Origin of the sequence: Bosea sp. PAMC 26642 (assembly GCF_001562255.1) — a bacterium.
In the GTDB taxonomy this organism is placed as follows: Bacteria; Pseudomonadota; Alphaproteobacteria; order Rhizobiales; family Beijerinckiaceae; genus Allobosea.
The window spans coordinates 1,818,353-1,839,475 of record NZ_CP014301.1 but is presented as its reverse complement, the minus strand read 5'-3'; the positions used below and the strand labels follow the sequence as shown (position 1 = coordinate 1,839,475).

Genomic DNA, 21,123 nt, shown 5'->3' with positions numbered 1-21,123 from the left:
TGCAGGTGCACCGAGGGCTCGCCCGAGGGCATAATTTCGCCAAGAGGCCTGCATAGACGGTGCAAGAGCTCAAGCGGGGTCGCAAGATCCCGAAGACGGTTCGAACCATCTCGCCCGATCGCGGCTTCCAAGCCGGAGAGGGGACAGGGCACTGAGCGTCGCTCCGATGAAGTACCGGTGTCAACCGGGGTTTTGGACGAGCGGCACGTGCAACTGGCGGCAAGCCCTCAAGCCTGCCGCCTACCGGAGAGAGCCCAGTGGATAGAACGGCAAAAACTGATGCCGTCGCGACGCTGAACGGGGTGTTTGCAAACACCTCGGTCGTCGTCGTGGCCCACTATGCGGGTTTGACGGTGGCCCAGTTCCAGAAGCTTCGTCGCGAGATGAAGGCCAATGGCGCCACCGTGAAGGTCGCAAAGAACCGGCTGGCCAAGATCGCTCTTGAAGGCACCGACGTCGCGTCCATCAGCAACCTGCTGACGGGTCCCACCCTGATCGCTTATTCAAACGATCCGGTCGCGGCGCCGAAGGTCGCCACCGCTTTCGCCAAGGAAAACGACAAGCTCGTCATCCTGGGCGGCGCGATGGGCAAGACCGCCCTGAACCCCGAAGGTGTCAAGGCTCTCGCCTCGATGCCCTCGCTCGACGAACTGCGCGCCAAGTTGCTCGGCCTTCTCGTGGCCCCGGCAACCAAGATCGCCCAGCTCTCGACCGCGCCTGCCGCCAAGCTCGCGCGCGTGTTTCAGGCTTATGCCGACAAGGATGCGGCCTGATCCAGGCCAGTTACCCCTGAAAATCGTTCGAACCTCTTACCATATAGGAGCCTAACATGGCTGATCTTGCCAAGCTCGTCGACGAGCTGTCCTCCCTCACGGTCCTCGAGGCCGCCGACCTTGCCAAGCTTCTCGAAGAGAAGTGGGGCGTTTCCGCCGCTGCCGCCGTCGCGGTTGCCGGCCCGGCCGCCGGCCCCGCCGCGGCTGCCGTTGAAGAGCAGACCGAGTTCAACGTCATTCTTGCCGCCATCGGCGACAAGAAGATCGAGGTCATCAAGGAAGTCCGCGCCATCACCGGCCTGGGCCTCAAGGAAGCCAAGGACCTGGTCGAAGCCGCTCCGAAGGCTGTCAAGGAAGGCGTCTCCAAGGACGAGTCCGAGAAGCTCAAGAAGCAGCTCGAGGCCGTTGGCGCCAAGGTCGAGCTCAAGTGAGCAGGGCCGGCATGATGCCGGTCCGAGACTAACACTACAGACAGTCCCGGGGCGCTCGCCGCCTCCGGGGCTGTTGCGTCGTTTCCGCACCAGTGTGCGGGCAGGTTGCAGGGGCCGTCAGCGCAGCTTGGCGTTGCAGGGCTCAGTCCAGATGAAGTCGGCGCGATACGGCGCCGAACGGCTCACCCGGCGGTCCGACCGCCACTCACCTTCGGCGGAGGACCGCCGGGTGAGCCGTCCGAGAGATTGCGAGGAACAACATGGTCAATTCGCTCCAGGGCCGCAGGCGCGTCCGCAAGTTCTTCGGAAAGCTCAAGGAAGTCGCGCAGATGCCGAACCTCATCGAGGTTCAGAAGGCGTCATACGACCAGTTCCTGATGGTCGAGGAGCCCAAGGGCGGCCGCGGCGACGAAGGCCTGCAGTCCGTCTTCCGCTCGGTGTTCCCGATCGGCGATTTCTCGGGCGCCTCGCTGCTCGAATTCGTCAAATACACCTTCGAGCCGCCGAAATACGACGTCGACGAGTGCCGCCAGCGCGGTATGACCTTCTCGGCCCCGCTCAAGGTGACGCTGCGCCTGATCGTGTTCGATATCGATCCCGACACCCAGGCGAAGTCGGTCAAGGACATCAAGGAGCAGGATGTCTACATGGGCGACATGCCGCTCATGACCGACAACGGCACCTTCATCGTCAACGGCACCGAGCGCGTCATCGTCTCGCAGATGCACCGTTCGCCGGGCGTGTTCTTCGACCACGACAAGGGCAAGACCCACTCTTCGGGCAAGCTGCTCTTCGCCGCGCGCATCATCCCCTATCGCGGCTCCTGGCTCGACATCGAGTTCGACGCCAAGGACATCGTCTACGCGCGCATCGACCGGAAGCGTAAGATTCCCGTCACATCGCTGCTGTTTGCGCTCGGCATGGACGGCGAGGAGATCCTCAGCCGCTTCTATGCGCACATCACCTATGTCCGCGACGGCAAGGGCTGGCGCGTTCCCTACGATGCCGAGCGCATGAAGGGCTTCAAGGCGACCGTCGACCTGATCGACGCCGATACCGGCGAGGTCGTGGTCGAGGCCGGCAAGAAGCTCGTTGCCCGCACCGCGCGCCAGCTTGCTGAAAAGGGCCTCAAGTTCCTGCGCGCGACCGACGAGGATCTCGTCGGCCAGTACATCGCCGAGGACATCGTCGACCCCGAGACCGGCGAAGTTCATGCCGAGGCCGGCGAAGAGCTGACAATGGCCGCCGAGGCCAAGACCGGCGACATCAAGGGCAATCTCGTCGATCTGATCGCCAAGGGCTACGACGAGATCACGGTGCTCGACATCGACCACATCACGGTCGGCCCCTATATCCGCAACACGCTTACCGTGGACAAGAACTCGCGCCGGGAAGAGGCGCTGTTCGACATCTATCGCGTGATGCGTCCCGGCGAGCCGCCGACGCTTGAGACTGCCGAGAACATGTTCCAGTCGCTGTTCTTCGACTCGGAGCGCTACGACCTGTCGGCCGTCGGCCGCGTCAAGATGAACATGCGCCTCGACCTCGACGCCGAGGACACCGTCCGGATCCTCCGCAAGGAGGACATCTTCGCGGTCGTCAAGGCGCTGGTCGATCTGCGCGACGGCAAGGGCGAGATCGACGACATCGACCATCTCGGCAACCGCCGCGTGCGTTCGGTCGGCGAGCTGATGGAGAACCAGTATCGCCTGGGCCTCCTGCGCATGGAGCGCGCCATCAAGGAGCGGATGTCCTCGGTCGATATCGACACGGTGATGCCGCAGGACCTCATCAACGCCAAGCCGGCGGCCGCAGCGGTGCGCGAATTCTTCGGCTCGTCGCAGCTGTCGCAGTTCATGGACCAGACGAACCCGCTCTCGGAAGTCACTCACAAGCGTCGTCTTTCGGCGCTTGGACCCGGTGGTCTGACCCGCGAGCGCGCCGGCTTCGAGGTGCGCGACGTGCACCCGACGCATTACGGCCGCATCTGCCCGATCGAGACGCCGGAAGGCCCGAATATCGGACTGATTAACTCGCTCGCCACCTTCGCGCGGGTGAACAAGTACGGCTTCATCGAGAGCCCCTATCGCCGCATCCGCGACGGCAAGCAGACCGACGAGATCATCTATCTCTCGGCGATGGAGGAGGCGAAGTACAACGTCGCCCAGGCCAACGCAGCCGTGGACAAGGAAGGCCGTCTTACCGACGACCTGATCGTCTGCCGTCGCGCCGGTGAGGTGATCGTGACGCCGGTCGACAAGGTCGATTTCCAGGACGTGTCGCCCAAGCAGCTCGTCTCGGTCGCCGCGGCGCTGATCCCGTTCCTCGAGAACGACGACGCCAACCGCGCGCTGATGGGCTCGAACATGCAGCGCCAGGCGGTGCCGCTGGTTCGTGCCGACGCGCCCTTCGTCGGCACCGGCATGGAAGCCGTCGTCGCCCGTGACTCGGGTGCAGCGATCGCCGCGCGCCGCTCCGGCGTGGTCGACCAGGTCGATGCGACGCGTATCGTCATCCGCGCGTCGGACGAGATGGACCCGACCAAGCCCGGCGTCGACATCTACCGTCTGCAGAAGTTCCAGCGCTCGAACCAGTCTACCTGCATCACGCAGCGTCCGCTGGTGCGCGTCGGCGACATCATCAAGAAGGGTGACATCGTCGCGGACGGCCCGTCGACCGAGTTCGGCGAGCTTGCTCTCGGCCGCAACGTGCTCGTCGCGTTCATGCCGTGGAACGGCTACAACTTCGAGGACTCGATCCTGCTCTCGGAGAAGATCGTCTCTGACGACATCTTTACCTCGATCCATATCGAGGAATTCGAGGTCATGGCCCGCGACACCAAGCTCGGGCCGGAGGAAATCACGCGCGATATTCCGAACGTTTCGGAAGAGGCGCTGAAGAACCTCGACGAGGCCGGCATCGTCTATATCGGCGCGGAAGTGGCGGCCGGCGACATTCTCGTCGGCAAGATCACGCCCAAGGGCGAAAGCCCGATGACGCCGGAAGAGAAGCTGCTGCGCGCCATCTTCGGCGAGAAGGCCTCCGACGTCCGCGACACCTCGCTGCGGGTTCCGCCCGGCGTGCAGGGCACGATCGTGGAAGTGCGCGTGTTCAACCGCCATGGCGTCGACAAGGACGAGCGCGCCCAGGCGATCGAACGCGAGGAGATCGAGCGTCTCGCCAAGGACCGCGACGACGAGCAGGCGATCCTGGACCGCAACACCTTCGCGCGTCTCGGCGACATCCTGACCGGCAAGACCGGTCTCGCCGGTCCCAAGGGCTTCAAGAAGGACACGGTCATCACCCGCGAGGGCATGACCGAGTTCCCGCGCTCGCAGTGGTGGCTGTTCGCCACCGGCGACGACGCCCTGATGACCGAAATCGAGGCGATGCGGAAGCAGTACGACGAGTCGAAGAAGCGCCTCGAGCAGCGCTTCCTCGACAAGGTCGAGAAGCTGCAGCGCGGCGACGAGCTGCCTCCGGGCGTGATGAAGATGGTCAAGGTCTTCGTCGCGGTGAAGCGCAAGATCCAGCCGGGCGACAAGATGGCCGGCCGCCACGGCAACAAGGGCGTGGTCTCGCGCATCGTGGCTGCCGAGGACATGCCCTTCCTCGAGGACGGCACCCATGCCGACATCGTGCTCAACCCGCTCGGCGTGCCCTCGCGCATGAATGTCGGCCAGATTCTGGAGACCCATCTCGGATGGGCCGCCGCAGGTCTGGGCAAGCAGATCGGCGCGGCGCTCGACGCTTACAAGAAGTCGAACGACTACAAGGCGCTGCGTGCCTCGTTCGAAGCCGTCTACGAGGACAACGAGATCATCGCCTCGATGGACGAGACCGAGCTCGTCGAGATGGGCCAGAACCTGCGCCGCGGCGTGCCGATGGCGACACCGGTGTTCAACGGCGCCAAGGAGGCCGATATCGAGCGGCTGCTGGAGCAGGCGGGTCTGCACTCGTCGGGTCAGTCGACGCTCTATGACGGCCGCACCGGCGAGCCCTTCGACCGCAAGGTGACGATGGGCTACATCTACATGCTCAAGCTGCACCATCTGGTCGACGACAAGATCCATGCCCGTTCGATCGGCCCGTACTCGCTCGTCACCCAGCAGCCGCTGGGCGGCAAGGCGCAGTTCGGCGGACAGCGCTTCGGCGAGATGGAGGTCTGGGCGCTGGAAGCCTATGGCGCCGCCTACACGCTGCAGGAGATGCTGACGGTGAAGTCGGACGACGTCGCGGGCCGCACCAAGGTCTACGAGTCGATCGTGCGCGGCGAGGACAACTTCGAGGCGGGCATTCCCGAGAGCTTCAACGTGCTCGTCAAGGAAATGCGCTCGCTCGGCCTCAATGTCGAACTGATCAACAACAAGCCCAAGACCGGCGAGTTGCCGCCGGCCGAAGCGGCCGAATAAGGCGCGCAGGCCCGCAGAGGGCAGCGTCGTCACGAGACAGAAAGCCGGCGGCACTCACGCCGCCGGCCGATCGCATGAAGGCCGGGCAGGGCGGTTCAAGAACCCCCACTGGTCGCAGGAGAGCAGGCGATGAAGCAAGAGGTCATGAATCTCTTTGGGCAGCAGCCGGTGCAGCAGGCGTTCGATGCGATCCGCATCTCGATCGCCAGCCCGGAGAAGATCCTGTCCTGGTCATACGGCGAGATCAAGAAGCCGGAGACCATCAACTATCGGACGTTCAAGCCGGAGCGCGACGGCCTGTTCTGCGCCCGCATCTTCGGGCCGATCAAGGACTACGAGTGCCTGTGCGGCAAGTACAAGCGCATGAAGTTCAAGGGCGTCATCTGCGAAAAGTGCGGCGTCGAAGTCACGCTCGCCCGCGTCCGGCGCGAGCGCATGGGCCATATCGAACTCGCCGCGCCTGTCGCCCATATCTGGTTCCTGAAGTCGCTGCCCTCGCGCATCGGCCTCTTGATGGACATGCCGCTCAAGGATCTCGAGCGCATCCTCTATTTCGAGTCGTATGTCGTCATCGAGCCGGGCCTGACGCCCCTCAAGGACCGTCAGATCCTGTCCGAGGAGGAGTATGTCCGCTGCCAGGAAGAGTACGGCGCCGACACCTTCACCGCCATGATCGGCGCGGAAGCCATCCGCGAGATGCTGCGCGCGCTCGACCTCGACCAGATCAACGCCGATCTCAAGCATGAGATCGCGACGACGACGTCGGAGTTGAAGCCCAAGAAGCTGATGAAGCGCCTCAAGATCATCGAGGCCTTCCAGCAGTCGGGCAACAAGCCGGAATGGATGGTCATGACCATCGTCCCGGTGATCCCGCCCGATCTGCGCCCGCTGGTGCCGCTCGATGGCGGCCGCTTCGCGACCTCCGACCTGAACGACCTGTATCGCCGCGTCATCAACCGCAACAACCGCCTGAAGCGGCTGATCGAGCTGCGCGCGCCCGACATCATCATCCGCAACGAAAAGCGGATGTTGCAGGAGTCGGTCGACGCGCTGTTCGACAACGGCCGTCGCGGCCGCGTCATCACGGGTGCCAACAAGCGCCCGCTGAAGTCGCTTGCCGACATGCTGAAGGGCAAGCAGGGCCGCTTCCGCCAGAACCTGCTCGGCAAGCGCGTCGACTATTCCGGCCGTTCGGTCATCGTCGTGGGTCCGGAGCTGAAGCTGCACCAGTGTGGGCTGCCCAAGAAGATGGCGCTTGAGCTGTTCAAGCCGTTCATCTATGCGCGCCTCGACGCCAAGGGCTACTCGACCACGGTCAAGCAGGCCAAGAAGCTGGTCGAGAAGGAGAAGCCGGAGGTTTGGGACATCCTGGACGAGGTCATCCGCGAGCATCCGGTGATGCTGAACCGCGCGCCGACGCTCCACCGCCTGGGCATCCAGGCCTTCGAGCCGACGCTGATCGAGGGCAAGGCGATCCAGCTTCACCCGCTGGTCTGCGCCGCCTTCAACGCCGACTTCGACGGCGACCAGATGGCCGTGCACGTTCCGCTGTCGCTGGAAGCGCAGCTGGAGGCGCGCGTCCTGATGATGTCGACCAACAACATCCTACACCCGGCCAATGGTCTTCCGATCATCGTGCCGTCGCAGGACATCGTTCTGGGCCTGTACTACCTCTCGATCGTCTCCGACGGCGAGCCGGGCCAGGGCAAGATCTTCGGCGACATCGGCGAGCTTGAATATGCGCTGCACGAGAAGGTCGTGACGCTGCATTCCAAGATCAAATACCGCTGGACCGGCGTTGGGGCCGACGGCAAGGACTACACCAAGATCTACGACACCACGCCCGGCCGCGTCATTCTCTCGACGGCACTGCCCAGGCACCCGAACATGACCTTCGACGTCAGCAACCGCCTGATGACGAAGAAGGAAATCTCGGGAATGATCGACGCCGTCTATCGCGGCTGCGGTCAGAAGGAGTCGGTGATCTTCTGCGACCGCATCATGTCGCTGGGCTTCACGCACGCCTTCAAGGCCGGCATCTCGTTCGGCAAGGACGACATGGTGATCCCCGAAAACAAGTGGGAGATCGTCGATACGACGCGCGTTCTCGCCAAGGATTACGAGCAGCAGTACCAGGACGGCCTGATCACCCAGGGCGAGAAGTACAACAAGGTCGTCGACGCCTGGGCAAAGTGCTCCGACAAGCTCGCCCAGGAGATGATGGCGCGCATCTCGACCGTGAAGAAAGACAAGAACGGTCGCGATCTGCCGATCAACTCGATCTACATGATGAGCCATTCGGGTGCGCGCGGTTCGCCAGCCCAGATGAAGCAGCTCGCGGCGATGCGCGGCCTGATGGCCAAGCCCTCGGGCGAGATCATCGAGTCGCCGATCATCTCGAACTTCAAGGAAGGCCTCGACGTTCTCGAGTACTTCAACTCGACCCACGGCGCCCGCAAGGGCCTCGCCGATACCGCGCTGAAGACGGCCAACTCCGGCTATCTGACGCGTCGTCTCGTCGATGTGGCGCAGGATGCGATCATCTCCGAAGTCGATTGCGGCTCGGAGAGCGGCATCAAGATGCGCGCCATCATCGATGCGGGCCAGGTCGTCGCCTCGCTCGGAATCCGCATCCTCGGCCGTTCGGCCGCGGAGGATGTCACCGATATCGACGGCAAGGTCCTGGTGCCGAAGGGCACGATGATCGACGAGGCGCATATCGAGGCGATCAACGCTGCCGGCGTGCAGGAAGTTAAGATCCGTTCGGTGCTGACCTGCGCCACCAAGAACGGCGTCTGCGCGACCTGCTACGGACGCGATCTTGCCCGCGGCACGCCCGTCAACATGGGCGAGGCCGTCGGCGTCATCGCGGCGCAGTCGATCGGCGAGCCGGGTACGCAGCTCACCATGCGCACCTTCCACATCGGCGGCGCTGCCACGATCGCCGACCAGTCCTTCACCGAGTCGAACTTCGAGGGCACGGTCAGGATCCGCAACAGCAACCTCGCCCGCAATTCGGACGGCGACCTCATCGCCATGGCGCGCAACATCGCCGTGGTGATCGTGGGACCGGACGGGGCGGAGCGCGCGGTGCACCGGGTCCAGTTCGGCTCGAAGCTGCGGGTCGACGAGGGCGACAAAGTCAAGCGCGGCCAGCGCCTGATCGAGTGGGATCCCTATTCCCGCCCGATCCTGGCGGAGGTCGACGGCTCCGTCGGCTACGAGGACCTGGTCGACGGCATGTCGATCACCGAGACGACCGACGAGGCGACAGGCATCAACAAGCGCGTCGTCATCGACTGGCGCGGCTCGGCCCGTACGTCGGATCTGCGTCCGGCGCTGACGGTGCATGGACCGGACGGCAAGATCGCCAAGCTCGCCCGTGGCGGCGAAGCGCGGTACATCCTGCCGGTCGAGGGCATCATCTCGATGGAGCCGGGCGCGATGATCAAGGCCGGCGACGTGCTGGCCCGCGTCTCGACCGACTCGGCCAAGACCCGCGACATCACCGGCGGTCTGCCGCGGGTGGCGGAGCTGTTCGAGGCGCGTCGTCCCAAGGATGCGGCGATCATCGCAGAGAAGGCCGGCGTGATCGGCTTCGGCAAGGACTACAAGAACAAGCGCCGCGTTACGCTGACCCCGCATGACGGCTCGGAAGGGCTCGAGTACCTGATCCCCAAGGGCAAGCACATCCATCTCCAGGACGGCGACGTCGTCGAGATGGGCGACTACATCCTCGACGGCAATCCGGCCCCGCACGACATCCTTGCGATCAAGGGCGTCGAGGAGTTGGCGGCTTATCTGGTGAACGAGATCCAGGAGGTCTATCGCCTCCAGGGCGTGGGCATCAACGACAAGCACATCGAGGTCATCGTCCGGCAGATGCTGCAGAAGGTCGAGATCACCGAATCCGGCGATACCGACATCCTGACCGGCGACCAGGTCGACCGCATCGAATTGCGCGAGATCAACCAGAAGATGGCGGAAGAGGGCAAGAAGCCCGCCTCCGGCGTGCCTGTCCTGCTCGGCATCACCAAGGCGAGCCTGCAGACGCGTTCGTTCATCTCGGCGGCGTCGTTCCAGGAGACCACCCGCGTCCTCACCGAGGCGGCGGTCAACGGCAAGTACGATACGCTGGAAGGCCTCAAGGAGAACGTCATCGTCGGCTCGCTCATCCCGGCCGGCACCGGCGCCCAGGTCGCCCGCATCAAGCAGGTGGCGACGCGTCGCGACGATCTCATCGTCGGCCAGAAGGCCGATGCTGCGGCCCGTGCCGCGGCTTCGGCTGCGAAGGCCGCGGCTGCTGCCGTCGCAGCGGCGTTGCCCGCAGCGGAGTGATCGGGACGCGCTTTCTGCGCGTCTCCCAACCCTATCGTCCTGATCAAGGCCGCCTTCGGGCGGCCTTTTTCATGTTGGACCCAATCCGCTGAGGTGCGGCCGACGATATCGCGTCTTCCCCGCTCGTCCAGGACGGTCATACGGAACGACCGTCAATTAAGGCATTTTCGGGTCGCTTTTGGAGCCGGAGTACGTCATCATGCGCCATATCGTAACAGGAACTGGCGTAGTTTTCGATGTTGGAACTAGCGATCGTCGGCGGTGGGCCCGGCGGCTTGATGACTGCGTGGCATATCAAGAAGAAAATCGGCGAAATGTGCCGGGTTACGATTTTCGAGGCGTCAGAGCGGCTTGGCGGAAAGGTCCTGACGCGGAAATTTGACAGTACTCCGGCGATGTACGAGGCGGGTGTCGCTGAAATCTACGGCTATTCGATGCTGGGCCACGACCCCTTGCGCGAACTGGTGCAGGAACTGGGCTTTCAGACCACAGCGATGGATTCCGAAGCGGTCGTGCTGGACGGCGAGGTGGTCTTGGGCGTCGATGGGATGCGGACACGCTATGGCACCGCAACCGCCGATGCGATCGTCGCGTTCCGCAAGACCTGCGCCGACAGCATGTCTCCGGCCGCCTACTATCAGGGAGCGGGCAAGCAGGACAACCGTCACCCCTGGGCCTTCATCAGCGCCGAAGAGGTGCTTGATCGCGAGGTGGCCGACGCGAAGGCGCGCCGTTTCCTGCAAGTCATGGCCCGATCCGACATCGCGTCCGAGGGGCATGTCTCGAATGGCCTCAACGCGCTGAAGAACTATCTGATGGATGTTGACGGCTATATCGAGGTCTATTCGGTCCAGAACGGCAACGAGCAGATCATCGAAGGGCTGAGCGCCGCCATCGATGCCGATATCCAGCTCAACCACAGGGTCCTGAACGTCGGCAAGACGGAAGAGGGGCGCTATCGCCTCGGTATGCTGAACGGCAAGGGTCCGGAGAGCCGAGAGTTCGATCTCGTGGTGATGTGCCTTCCGCACAACTGGCTCGGCACCGTCGCCTGGGACAGCGAAGTCCTGAGGCGCAGCATGTCCCGGCACATCGCCCATTTCGACCGCCCCGCCCATTATCTGCGGGTCGCCGCGCTCTTCGATCGGCCTTTCTGGGAGGGAAAGGTGGAGGGCTCGTGGTTCATGTCCGAGAGCTTCGGAGGCTGCTGCGTCTATATCGAAGGCTCGCGTCACGATGTCGGACGCAATGGCGTCCTGAACTGGCTGATCGCCGGCGTCGATGCGCTGTCCTTTGCCAATCTCAGCGATGACGAACTGATCAGGACGGTTCTGAAATCGGTGCCCGCATCGATCGGAGACCCCCATCCGCATTTCATCGAGGGCAAGGTTCACCGCTGGCTCGCATCGGTGAACGCGATCCCCGGTGGAATGCCGGTTCGCGATGTCCTGACCAACCATCGCCCCGAGCCCAAGGAGCATCCGGGGCTTCTGGTCGTCGGCGACTATCTGTTCGACTCGACCCTGAACGGTCTGCTCGATTCTTCCGATATTGCGACCGATCTCCTCCTGACCGAGTTGATGAAGCGGCGCTACGACACCGGGCTCGCCCGGGCTGCTGCTGCCAACGGCCCAGATCCGGTCGTCGTACCAAAGCCTAGCCCCCGTATCGACCGCAGCTATTTCGACCTCTATCGCGGTGCCGGCCCCTATGCAGAGGTCTGGTCGCGGTTCAGCGACCCCCTCTACATCCGCGACATGATCGAGCTGGTGTGGGAAACGGGGCCGGCATATCGGCTGCTCGTGGCGGGCTCGGCGTCCGGAGAACTCGTCGGAGCGTTGCGCGATCTCGGCATCGACGCCTGGGGAATCGAGAAGAACCGCTACATCCACGCGAAGACGCCGGCGCATCTGCGCAAGTACAACCGCTGCGGCACGGTAGCGGACTTGCCGTTCAAAACGCGCTCCTTCGACGTCGTCTACGAGACCTGCCTCAGCCATCTCAGCCCACGCCGCGTCAAGGCGGCGATCTCCGAACTGCATCGCGTATGCAGGCGAGGAGTCTATTTCGGCTCGGTGACCAGCGATCTCACCTCCCAGGTCTGCGACAGGTACGATCTTCTGCGCGGGGTGAAGAAGCTGGCGACATGGTGGGAGTGGTCGGAGCTTTTCTTCGACGAGGATTTCGATGTGGCGCTTGAGCAGCGCGACCGGCTGGATGCCGCCTGGCAACGCACGCTCGCGGCAGGCAAAGGGCCGGGTCAGTGGTACGAAGATGCGGAAAGCCTGCGCTACTGCTTCTTCGACCGGCTGAAGCCGACCCGCGGCGACTGATGTCCGCCGATCATCATCCAGTCGCCGAACACATCATCTAGATAGAGGGCGGTGGCCGCTTGAATGCGTTCTGCCGAAGATCGCGTGAGTGACGACAAGCAGCCTCCAGCGGCCGACGATGCCAGTGACCCGGGCCGGGCCACCACCTCTGCGGCAGCGATCGATGTCCCGTCCGTCACAGCTGCTGTCCCCGTGGAACGCAAGAGCGTGCTCCCCGTCGCTGCGCCGGCGAAGTCTTCGCAGTCGCGAGTCGAAGTCGACGATGACGACGATGACGACGAGGATGATGAGGAAGACGATATCGATGACGACGAGGACCATGACGGCCCGGTGAACTACTCTGCCGCCGAAGCGGCAGGGGCCTTCAGCAGCGTCTTCGCCTTCACGAGGCCTTATCTATCGGCCCATCGCTCCGGCATCGTACTGGTCGGGCTCGGCCTGCTGGTCGAGATGGCGTTCAACGTCTCGATGCCGCTCGTGCTCAAATACCTGATCGACGAGGTCTTCGAGGAGAAGAACTACTCGCAGCTGCTTCTCGTCCTCGCCGTCCTCGGCGTCGCTGGCCTCGTCACCTCGGTCGTCGCGATCTGGTACGAATGGCAGGATGCGAAAGTGACCTCGGCCATAGCCGCGGACGTTCGCCGGAACCTTTTCGCCCATATCCAGAAACTGCCGGTGAGCTTCTACAACAGGAGCCGCAAGGGCGAGGTTCTGTCGCGTTTCTCTAACGACATGACGACCTATGAGGAAGCCGTCATCAACCTCGCCAATTGGGGCGTGCTGCCGCTTCTGGAACTGATCGCCGGCATCGTCCTGTTGATGGTGCTGAACCCGCAACTCGGCCTGCTGGCGCTTCTGATCTTTCCGCTCGTGCTGATCGTGCCGCGGATCGTGACGCCGCGAGCGGTTCTGGCAAGCTACGAGGTGAAGCGGGCGCAGGCCGGCGAGCTCGGGGTGGTGCAGGAGAATGTCGGCGCCCAGGCGGTCGTCAAGGCATTTGGACTGCAGGGCCTGTCGCTGCGCTGGTTCACCCAGCGCAACCAGATGCTGCGGGCGGCCCAGCAGCGCTCGACCTTCCTCAACACCATCGTCGAACGCTCGATCACGATCGCGGTGCTGTGGCTGCATCTGCTCGTGCTGGCGGTCGGCGCCTATCTGACCTTCAACGACGTGATCACGATCGGCACCTTCGTCGCGTTCGAGAGCGTGTTCTGGGAGATCACCTACAACCTGAACCACCTGACCCAGTACATCCCCGTGGTCATCGACGCCGCGGGAGCCGTCCGGCACATGAACCAGATCCTGGACGAGCCGATCAGGGTCTCCGACAAGCCCGATGCCGTCGAGGCGCCGCGCATCACGACGCAGATCGCCTTCGAGCGGGTCAGCTTTTCCTATGATGGCGTGCGCAGGCAGCTCGACCGGCTCGATCTCGTGATTCCGGCGGGGCGCCGCGTCGCGATCGTGGGGCCGAGCGGGGCGGGCAAGAGCACGCTGCTGAGCCTGCTGCTGCGCTTCTACGATACGAGGCAGGGCAGGGTGACGATCGACGGCGTCGACATCGCCGACGTCACGCGCGATTCCCTGCGGGCGCAGATGGCGATCGTGTTCCAGGAGAACGTGCTGTTCAACACGACGTTTCGCGAGAACATCCGGCTAGGGTCGCTTGATGCGAGCGACGCGCAGGTCGAGGCAGCGGCCAGGCAAGCCGAAATCCATAAATTCATCGCGGCCCAGCCGCAGGGCTATGAGACCATGGTCGGCGAACGCGGCGATACGCTGTCGGGCGGGCAGCGCCAGCGCATCGCGATTGCGCGAGCGTTGGTCCGCGATCCCGCGATCCTGCTGCTCGACGAGGCGACCTCGGCGCTCGACCAGACGACTGAGGCGGCCGTCAACCGCACCTTGAAGAAGATCGGCAAGGGGCGGACCCTGCTGTTCGTGACGCATCGGCTGACATCGGTTATCGACATGGACGAAATCGTCGTTCTCGATGCCGGGCGCCTCGTCCAGCGCGGAACCCATTCCGAACTGCTGAAGAAGCGGGGCGGTCTCTACCGGCGCCTCTGGACCGATCAGATGCGCGAGAGCGCCGAAGAGGACGAGGATTGAGGCGCCGGCCCGGCGGTCCCGCCTTGCGGCACTGCATATTCGGGGTTGACGCGAATCTCCGCCCGAGTCATAAGCGCGCCACTATCGGTGGTTGTCGGACACGTATGTCGCCTTAGCCTTTGTTGCTGGCGAATTTCGCGGCCGAAACTCCACCGGAATTCCAGCGTCGATTGACGACATGGCAAGATGCATGAACGCGGAGCGATCCGTGTTCCTCTGCTGGCGAACGCGCCTGAGGTTTCCCTGCCGGGAGCCGATGGCGCGGCTTCGTTTGTGTCATGGCTTTGGTTGGTCTGGGCAAAGATTTAGCGATTTCCAAACGCTCAGTGGGAGCGAGAGGCCAGAATGCCGACAATCAGCCAGCTCATTCGCAAGCCGCGTTCGCCCGTCAAGGCGCGCAACACCGCTCCGGCGCTCGAGTCCTGCCCGCAGAAGCGCGGCGTCTGCACGCGCGTCTATACGACGACGCCGAAGAAGCCGAACTCCGCTCTGCGTAAGGTCGCCAAGGTGCGCCTGACCAACGGCTTCGAGGTGATCGGATACATTCCCGGTGAAGGCCACAACCTTCAGGAACACTCCGTCGTCATGATCCGCGGCGGCCGCGTCAAGGATTTGCCCGGCGTGCGCTACCACATCCTGCGCGGCGTGCTCGACACCCAGGGCGTCAAGAACCGCAAGCAGCGTCGTTCGAAGTACGGCGCCAAGCGTCCGAAGTGAGTTCTGCCTGATCGGCAGGGCCCGATGCCCCGCCGGTTCGCAGCTTTGAAGATTTTACGGAGACTAGACGATGTCCCGCCGCCATAGTGCTGAAAAGCGCGAAGTTATCCCGGATCCGAAGTTCCACGATATCATCGTGACGAAGTTCATGAATTCGGTGATGTATGAAGGCAAGAAGTCGACCGCCGAGCGGATCGTCTACGGCGCCTTCGACATCATCGAGGGCAAGATGAAGAGCGATCCGCTCGCCGTGTTCAAGAGCGCGCTCGAGAACGTCGCTCCGGCGATCGAGGTCCGTTCGCGTCGCGTCGGCGGCGCCACCTACCAGGTTCCGGTCGAGGTTCGCACCGAGCGCCGTCAGGCGCTGGCGATCCGCTGGCTGATCACGGCCGCTCGCGGCCGCAACGACAAGACGATGGTCGAGCGTCTCTCGTCCGAGCTGATGGACGCCGCCAGCAACCGCGGAAATGCCGTGAAGAAGCGTGAAGACACGCACCGGATGGCGGAAGCCAACCGCGCCTTCTCGCATTATCGCTGGTAACCGTCCGTCGGCTTTAGAGAAAGACAGAGCGCTACCATGGCACGCACTCATCCCATCGACCGATACCGCAATTTCGGCATCATGGCGCATATCGACGCCGGCAAGACCACGACCACCGAGCGCGTGCTGTATTACACCGGCAAGTCGCACAAGATCGGCGAAGTCCATGACGGCGCAGCCACCATGGACTGGATGGAGCAGGAGCAGGAGCGTGGCATCACGATCACCTCGGCTGCGACCACCTGCCTGTGGCGCGAGCATCGCCTGAACATCATCGACACCCCCGGCCACGTCGACTTCACCATCGAAGTCGAGCGTTCGCTGCGTGTGCTCGATGGCGCCGTCTGCGTTCTCGACGGCAACCAGGGCGTCGAGCCCCAGACTGAGACCGTCTGGCGCCAGGCCGACAAATACGACGTGCCGCGCATCGTGTTCGTCAACAAGATGGACAAGATCGGCGCCGATTTCTATCGCTGCGTTCAGGACATCATCGACCGTGTCGCCGGCAAGCCGGTGTGCCTGCAGATCCCGATCGGGTCCGAGTCCGACTTCGTCGGCGTGATCGACTTGATCAAGATGAAGGCGATCGTCTGGAACGGTGAAGCGCTGGGCGCTTCGTTCGAGGAGCAGGACATTCCTGCCAACCTTGCCGACAAGGCCGCCGAATACCGCAGCAAGCTGGTCGAAGCCGCCGTCGACATGGACGACGTGGCGATGGAGGCCTATCTCGAAGGCACCGAGCCCGACGCCGAGACGCTGCGCCGCCTGATCCGCACTGCTGTCCAGCGCCGCGCCTTCCATCCCGTGCTTTGCGGTTCGGCCTTCAAGAACAAGGGCGTGCAGCCGCTTCTTGATGCAGTTGTCGACTTCCTGCCGTCCCCCGTGGATCGCGGCGAGATCAAGGGCATCGACTTCAAGACCGAGGAAGAGACCGTTCGTCATCCGACGGACGAGGATCCCTTCTCCATGCTTGCCTTCAAGATCATGGACGACCCCTTCGTCGGCACGATCACCTTCTGCCGCGTCTATTCTGGCAAGGTCGAGACGGGCGCTGGCGTCATCAACTCGACCCGCGACAAGAAAGAGCGCGTCGGCCGCATGCTGCTGATGCACGCGAACAACCGCGAAGACATCAAGGAGGCTTTCGCCGGCGACATCGTCGCTCTGGCCGGCCTCAAGGATGTCCGCACCGGCGACACGCTGTGCGATCCGATCAAGGCCGTCATCCTGGAGCGGATGGAATTCCCCGAGCCGGTCATCACGATCGCGATCGAGCCGAAGTCCAAGGCCGACCAGGAGAAGCTGGGCCTGGCCCTGGCCAAGCTCGCGAACGAGGATCCGTCGTTCCGCGTTTCGACCGACCAGGAGAGCGGCCAGACCATTCTCAAGGGCATGGGCGAACTTCATCTCGACATCAAGGTCGACATCCTGCGCCGGACCTACAAGGTGGACGCCAATATCGGCGCGCCGCAGGTGGCCTATCGCGAGACCCTGACCAAGAAGGTCGATATCGACTACACCCACAAGAAGCAGACAGGCGGTACGGGCCAGTTCGCCCGCGTCAAGCTGGTGGTCGAGCCCAACGAAGTCGGCAAGGGCTTTCTGTTCGAGTCCAAGGTCGTCGGCGGCACGGTGCCGAAGGAATACATCCCTGGCGTCGAGAAGGGCCTCAACTCGGTCATCGGCTCGGGCGTCATCGCCGGCTTCCCGGTCGTGGACGTCAAGGTGACGTTGGTCGACGGCGCCTTCCACGAGGTTGACTCGTCAGCTCTCGCCTTCGAAATCGCGTCGCGTGCTGCGCTGCGCGAAGGTCTGCAGAAGGGCGGCTCCGTGCTGCTCGAGCCGATCATGAAGGTCGAGGTGGTGACCCCGGAAGACTATACCGGTTCGGTCATCGGCGATCTGAACTCGCGTCGCGGCCAGATCCAGGGCCAGGACATGCGCGGCAACGCGGTCGTCGTGAATGCGATGGTCCCGCTCGCCAACATGTTCGGCTACGTCAACCAGCTGCGCTCGTTCAGCCAGGGACGCGCCAACTACACCATGCAGTTCGACCACTACGAGCAGGTTCCTTCGGCGGTCGCCGCCGAAGTCCAGGCCAAATACGCCTGACCTGCTCGATCTGAACCCTTTTCGACTTAAAACGACCTGACGGACGGAGGCTACGATGGCCAAAGAGAAATTCGCGCGCACGAAGCCGCATTGCAACATTGGAACGATTGGTCACGTCGACCATGGCAAGACGTCTTTGACGGCTGCGATCACGAAGGTTCTGGCGGAGTCGGGTGGTGCCACGTTCACGGCGTATGACCAGATCGACAAGGCTCCCGAGGAGAAGGCCCGCGGCATCACGATCTCGACCGCTCACGTCGAGTACGAGACGGTCGCGCGCCACTACGCCCACGTCGACTGCCCCGGCCACGCCGACTATGTGAAGAACATGATCACGGGTGCGGCGCAGATGGACGGCGCGATCCTGGTGGTGTCGGCGGCCGACGGCCCGATGCCGCAGACCCGCGAGCACATCCTGCTGGCGCGCCAGGTCGGCGTGCCCGCGCTGGTGGTGTTCATGAACAAGGTCGATCTCGTCGACGACGCCGAGCTGCTCGAGCTCGTCGAGATGGAGATCCGCGAGCTTCTGTCGAAGTACGACTTCCCCGGCGACGACATCCCGATCACCAAGGGTTCGGCCAAGGTCGCGCTCGACAATGGCGACAAGGTCATCGGCCATGACGCGGTTCTGGCGCTGATGAAGACGGTCGACGAGTACATCCCGCAGCCGGCGCGTCCGCTGGACCTGCCGTTCCTGATGCCGGTCGAGGACGTGTTCTCGATCTCGGGCCGCGGCACGGTGGTGACGGGTCGCGTCGAGCGCGGCATCGTCAAGGTCGGCGAGGAAATCGAGATCGTTGGCCTGAAGGACACGGTCAAGACGACGGTCACCGGCGTCGAGATGTTCCGCAAGCTGCTCGACCAGGGCCAGGCCGGCGACAACATCGGCGCGCTGCTGCGCGGCACCAAGCGCGAGGACGTCGAGCGCGGGCAGATCCTGTGCAAGCCGGGCTCGGTCAAGCCGCACACCAAGTTCAAGGCCGAGGCCTATATCCTGACCAAGGAGGAGGGCGGCCGCCACACCCCGTTCTTCACCAACTATCGCCCGCAGTTCTACTTCCGCACGACGGACGTGACCGGCGTGGTGCACCTGCCCGAGGGCACGGAAATGGTGATGCCGGGCGACAACATCGCCATGGAAGTGCACCTGATCGTGCCGATCGCGATGGAAGAGAAGCTGCGCTTCGCCATCCGCGAAGGCGGACGCACCGTCGGTGCGGGTGTCGTCGCAAGCATCATCGCGTAACGCGTTTTCGTGAGGGCGATTGGCCCTACCCGGGCTCATCGCCTTCTCACGTCACCAGGAAGATAAGACCATGAACGGTCAGAACATCCGCATCCGCCTCAAGGCGTTCGACCACCGCATTCTCGACGCTTCGACGCGCGAGATCGTGTCGACGGCCAAGAGGACGGGCGCACAGGTCCGCGGACCGATCCCGCTGCCGACGCTCATCGAGAAGTTCACGGTCAACCGCTCGCCGCACATCGACAAGAAGTCGCGCGAGCAGTTCGAGATGCGGACCCACAAGCGCGTGCTCGATATCGTCGACCCGACACCTCAGACGGTCGACGCCCTCATGAAGCTCGATCTCGCCGCCGGCGTCGACGTCGAAATCAAGCTCTGATTTGTTTTAGCCGGGTCCTCTGCCTCCAGCGTTTTGGCTGGATGAGTATGACCCCAAGGGAAGGTATGCACCGATGCGTTCCGGTGTGATTGCACAGAAAGTCGGGATGACCCGCATCTTCACAGATGCTGGCGAACATATCCCGGTCACCGTGCTGAAGCTCGACAACTGCCAGGTCGTCGCGCATCGCACGATCGAGAAGAACGGCTATGTCGCCGTGCAGCTCGGGTCGGGCTTGGCCAAGGTCAAGAACGTCTCGAAGGCTGAGCGCGGCCACTTCGCCGTCGCCAAGGTCGAGCCCAAGCGCAAGATCGTCGAGTTCCGCGTCAGCGACGACGCGTTGATCCCGGTCGGCGCCGAACTGACGGCGGATCATTTCGTCGTCGGCCAGTTCGTCGATGTCAGCGGCACGACGCTCGGCAAGGGCTTTGCCGGCGGCATGAAGCGCTGGAACTTCGGCGGCCTTCGCGCCACCCACGGCGTCTCGGTCTCGCATCGCTCGATCGGTTCGACCGGTGGCCGCCAGGACCCGGGCAAGACCTTCAAGAACAAGAAGATGCCCGGCCATCTCGGCACCGAGCGCGTCACCACGCAGAACCTGCGCGTCGTCCAGACGGATGTCGAGCGCGGCCTGATCCTGGTCGAGGGTGCGGTTCCCGGTCATGCCGGCGGCTGGATCCATGTGCGGGACGCGCTCAAGCGCGCCCTGCCGAAGGATGCGCCGCTGCCGGGCAAGTTCAAGACCGCTGGCGGCGACACGCAGGCTCCCGCGACCGAGACCGTTGAGGAGAACGCGTGATGAAACTCGATATCACCACTCTCGAAGGCGGTTCGGCCGGTTCGGTCGAGCTTTCGGATGCGATCTTCGGCCTCGAGCCGCGCGCCGACATCCTCGCCCGCATGGTGCGCTACCAGCTCGCCAAGCGCCGCGCCGGGACGCATAAGTCCAAGGGCCGGTCGGAAGTCGACCGCACCCGCAAGAAGATCTACAAGCAGAAGGGCACCGGCGGCGCACGCCACGGCGCGGCTTCCGCCCCGCAGTTCCGCGGCGGCGGCAAGGCCTTCGGCCCGGTCGTGCGCGACCATGCCCATGACCTTCCCAAGAAGGTGAGGGCGCTGGCCCTGCGTCACGCTCTCTCGGCCAAGGCCAAGGGTTCGGAGATCATCATCATCGATGATGCCAAGCTCTCGGAGCCCAAGACCAAGCTGCTGCTCGGCCATTTCAGCAAGCTCGACCTGTCGAGCGCACTGGTGATCGGCGGCGCCGAGATCGACGTCAATTTCGGCCTGGCCGCGCGTTCGATCCCGAATGTCGACGTGCTGCCGGTCCAGGGCATCAACGTCTATGACATCCTGCGTCGCACGAAGCTCGTGCTGACCCGCTCGGCTGTCGATGCGCTGGAGGCGCGCTTCAAATGAGCCAGGCCGCGAAGAATACGGATCCCCGGCACTACGATGTCATTCGTAGCCCGGTGATCACCGAGAAGGCGACGATGCTCTCCGAGCACAACAAGGTCGTCTTCCAGGTCGCCAAGACTGCGACGAAGCCGCAGATCAAGGCCGCGATCGAGAAGCTGTTCGACGTCAAGGTGAAGAGCGTCAACACGCTCGTCACCGAAGGGAAGATGAAGGTCTTCCGCGGCCGCCTCGGCCAGCGCTCGGACGTCAAGAAGGCAATCGTGACTCTCGAAGATGGTCATTCCATCGACGTGACCACGGGTCTGTGAAG

14 protein-coding genes are annotated in these 21,123 nt (G+C 63.7%); all 14 read left to right on the top strand.

The window, feature by feature from the left end; genetic code table 11:
• Window positions 1–257: 257 nt before the first annotated feature.
• The 14 genes from rplJ (at window position 258) to AXW83_RS08600 (ending at window position 21,121) form a co-directional block, all read left to right on the top strand.
• The gene (gene rplJ, locus AXW83_RS08665; protein ID WP_066612349.1) at window positions 258–773 is read left to right on the top strand and encodes a 50S ribosomal protein L10; all 516 of its coding nucleotides are present in this window, start codon (window positions 258–260) and stop codon (window positions 771–773) included.
• 56 nt (window positions 774–829) lie between these two features.
• Window positions 830–1,204, top strand: coding sequence for a 50S ribosomal protein L7/L12 (gene rplL / locus AXW83_RS08660; RefSeq protein WP_066612348.1), 375 nt, complete (start codon window positions 830–832; stop codon window positions 1,202–1,204).
• Window positions 1,205–1,464: 260 nt separating this feature from the next.
• Window positions 1,465–5,616, top strand: a complete 4,152-nt coding sequence (gene rpoB / locus AXW83_RS08655; RefSeq protein WP_066612347.1) for a DNA-directed RNA polymerase subunit beta — start codon at window positions 1,465–1,467, stop codon at window positions 5,614–5,616.
• A gap of 129 nt (window positions 5,617–5,745) precedes the next feature.
• Window positions 5,746–9,954, top strand: coding sequence for a DNA-directed RNA polymerase subunit beta' (gene rpoC, locus AXW83_RS08650; RefSeq protein WP_066612346.1), 4,209 nt, complete (start codon window positions 5,746–5,748; stop codon window positions 9,952–9,954).
• A 236-nt stretch (window positions 9,955–10,190) separates the two neighbouring features.
• Window positions 10,191–12,287 (top strand): FAD-dependent oxidoreductase, encoded by a 2,097-nt coding sequence (locus AXW83_RS08645; protein ID WP_066612345.1) that lies wholly within the window; start codon window positions 10,191–10,193, stop codon window positions 12,285–12,287.
• Between the two features lie 84 nt (window positions 12,288–12,371).
• On the top strand, window positions 12,372–14,399 hold the full coding sequence (locus AXW83_RS08640) for an ABC transporter ATP-binding protein (protein ID WP_156639882.1): 2,028 nt from the start codon (window positions 12,372–12,374) through the stop codon (window positions 14,397–14,399).
• Window positions 14,400–14,744: 345 nt separating this feature from the next.
• Complete coding sequence (rpsL, locus tag AXW83_RS08635; protein ID WP_038358286.1) at window positions 14,745–15,116, top strand: 30S ribosomal protein S12; 372 nt, start codon at window positions 14,745–14,747, stop codon at window positions 15,114–15,116.
• 70 nt (window positions 15,117–15,186) lie between these two features.
• The gene (gene rpsG, locus AXW83_RS08630) at window positions 15,187–15,657 is read left to right on the top strand and encodes a 30S ribosomal protein S7 (RefSeq protein WP_066612341.1); all 471 of its coding nucleotides are present in this window, start codon (window positions 15,187–15,189) and stop codon (window positions 15,655–15,657) included.
• Window positions 15,658–15,693: 36 nt separating this feature from the next.
• Window positions 15,694–17,769, top strand: coding sequence for an elongation factor G (gene fusA, locus AXW83_RS08625; RefSeq protein WP_066612340.1), 2,076 nt, complete (start codon window positions 15,694–15,696; stop codon window positions 17,767–17,769).
• A 55-nt stretch (window positions 17,770–17,824) separates the two neighbouring features.
• Window positions 17,825–19,015, top strand: a complete 1,191-nt coding sequence (tuf, locus tag AXW83_RS08620; RefSeq protein ID WP_066612337.1) for an elongation factor Tu — start codon at window positions 17,825–17,827, stop codon at window positions 19,013–19,015.
• 70 nt (window positions 19,016–19,085) lie between these two features.
• The gene (gene rpsJ, locus AXW83_RS08615) at window positions 19,086–19,394 is read left to right on the top strand and encodes a 30S ribosomal protein S10 (RefSeq protein ID WP_043237115.1); all 309 of its coding nucleotides are present in this window, start codon (window positions 19,086–19,088) and stop codon (window positions 19,392–19,394) included.
• 73 nt (window positions 19,395–19,467) lie between these two features.
• The gene (gene rplC, locus AXW83_RS08610; protein WP_066612336.1) at window positions 19,468–20,193 is read left to right on the top strand and encodes a 50S ribosomal protein L3; all 726 of its coding nucleotides are present in this window, start codon (window positions 19,468–19,470) and stop codon (window positions 20,191–20,193) included.
• On the top strand, window positions 20,193–20,813 hold the full coding sequence (rplD, locus tag AXW83_RS08605) for a 50S ribosomal protein L4 (protein ID WP_066612335.1): 621 nt from the start codon (window positions 20,193–20,195) through the stop codon (window positions 20,811–20,813). The genes rplC and rplD overlap by 1 nt, the downstream gene beginning before the upstream one ends.
• Entirely contained in the window at window positions 20,810–21,121 is a 312-nt protein-coding gene (locus tag AXW83_RS08600) for a 50S ribosomal protein L23 (protein WP_066612334.1), read from the top strand. Before rplD ends, AXW83_RS08600 begins: the two co-directional genes overlap by 4 nt.
• Window positions 21,122–21,123: the final 2 nt, after the last annotated feature.

What these genes read in the sequence shown, in the direction of transcription:
- AXW83_RS08645 (WP_066612345.1), top strand. Translation starts at nt 10,191, where the DNA reads ATGTTGGAACTAGCGATCGTCGGCGGTGGGCCCGGCGGCTTGATGACT.
- rplD (WP_066612335.1), top strand. Translation starts at nt 20,193, where the DNA reads ATGAAACTCGATATCACCACTCTCGAAGGCGGTTCGGCCGGTTCGGTC.
- rplL (WP_066612348.1), top strand. Translation starts at nt 830, where the DNA reads ATGGCTGATCTTGCCAAGCTCGTCGACGAGCTGTCCTCCCTCACGGTC.
- rpoB (WP_066612347.1), top strand. Translation starts at nt 1,465, where the DNA reads ATGGTCAATTCGCTCCAGGGCCGCAGGCGCGTCCGCAAGTTCTTCGGA.
- fusA (WP_066612340.1), top strand. Translation starts at nt 15,694, where the DNA reads ATGGCACGCACTCATCCCATCGACCGATACCGCAATTTCGGCATCATG.
- rpsJ (WP_043237115.1), top strand. Translation starts at nt 19,086, where the DNA reads ATGAACGGTCAGAACATCCGCATCCGCCTCAAGGCGTTCGACCACCGC.
- rpoC (WP_066612346.1), top strand. Translation starts at nt 5,746, where the DNA reads ATGAAGCAAGAGGTCATGAATCTCTTTGGGCAGCAGCCGGTGCAGCAG.
- rpsL (WP_038358286.1), top strand. Translation starts at nt 14,745, where the DNA reads ATGCCGACAATCAGCCAGCTCATTCGCAAGCCGCGTTCGCCCGTCAAG.
- rplC (WP_066612336.1), top strand. Translation starts at nt 19,468, where the DNA reads ATGCGTTCCGGTGTGATTGCACAGAAAGTCGGGATGACCCGCATCTTC.
- AXW83_RS08600 (WP_066612334.1), top strand. Translation starts at nt 20,810, where the DNA reads ATGAGCCAGGCCGCGAAGAATACGGATCCCCGGCACTACGATGTCATT.
- tuf (WP_066612337.1), top strand. Translation starts at nt 17,825, where the DNA reads ATGGCCAAAGAGAAATTCGCGCGCACGAAGCCGCATTGCAACATTGGA.
- rpsG (WP_066612341.1), top strand. Translation starts at nt 15,187, where the DNA reads ATGTCCCGCCGCCATAGTGCTGAAAAGCGCGAAGTTATCCCGGATCCG.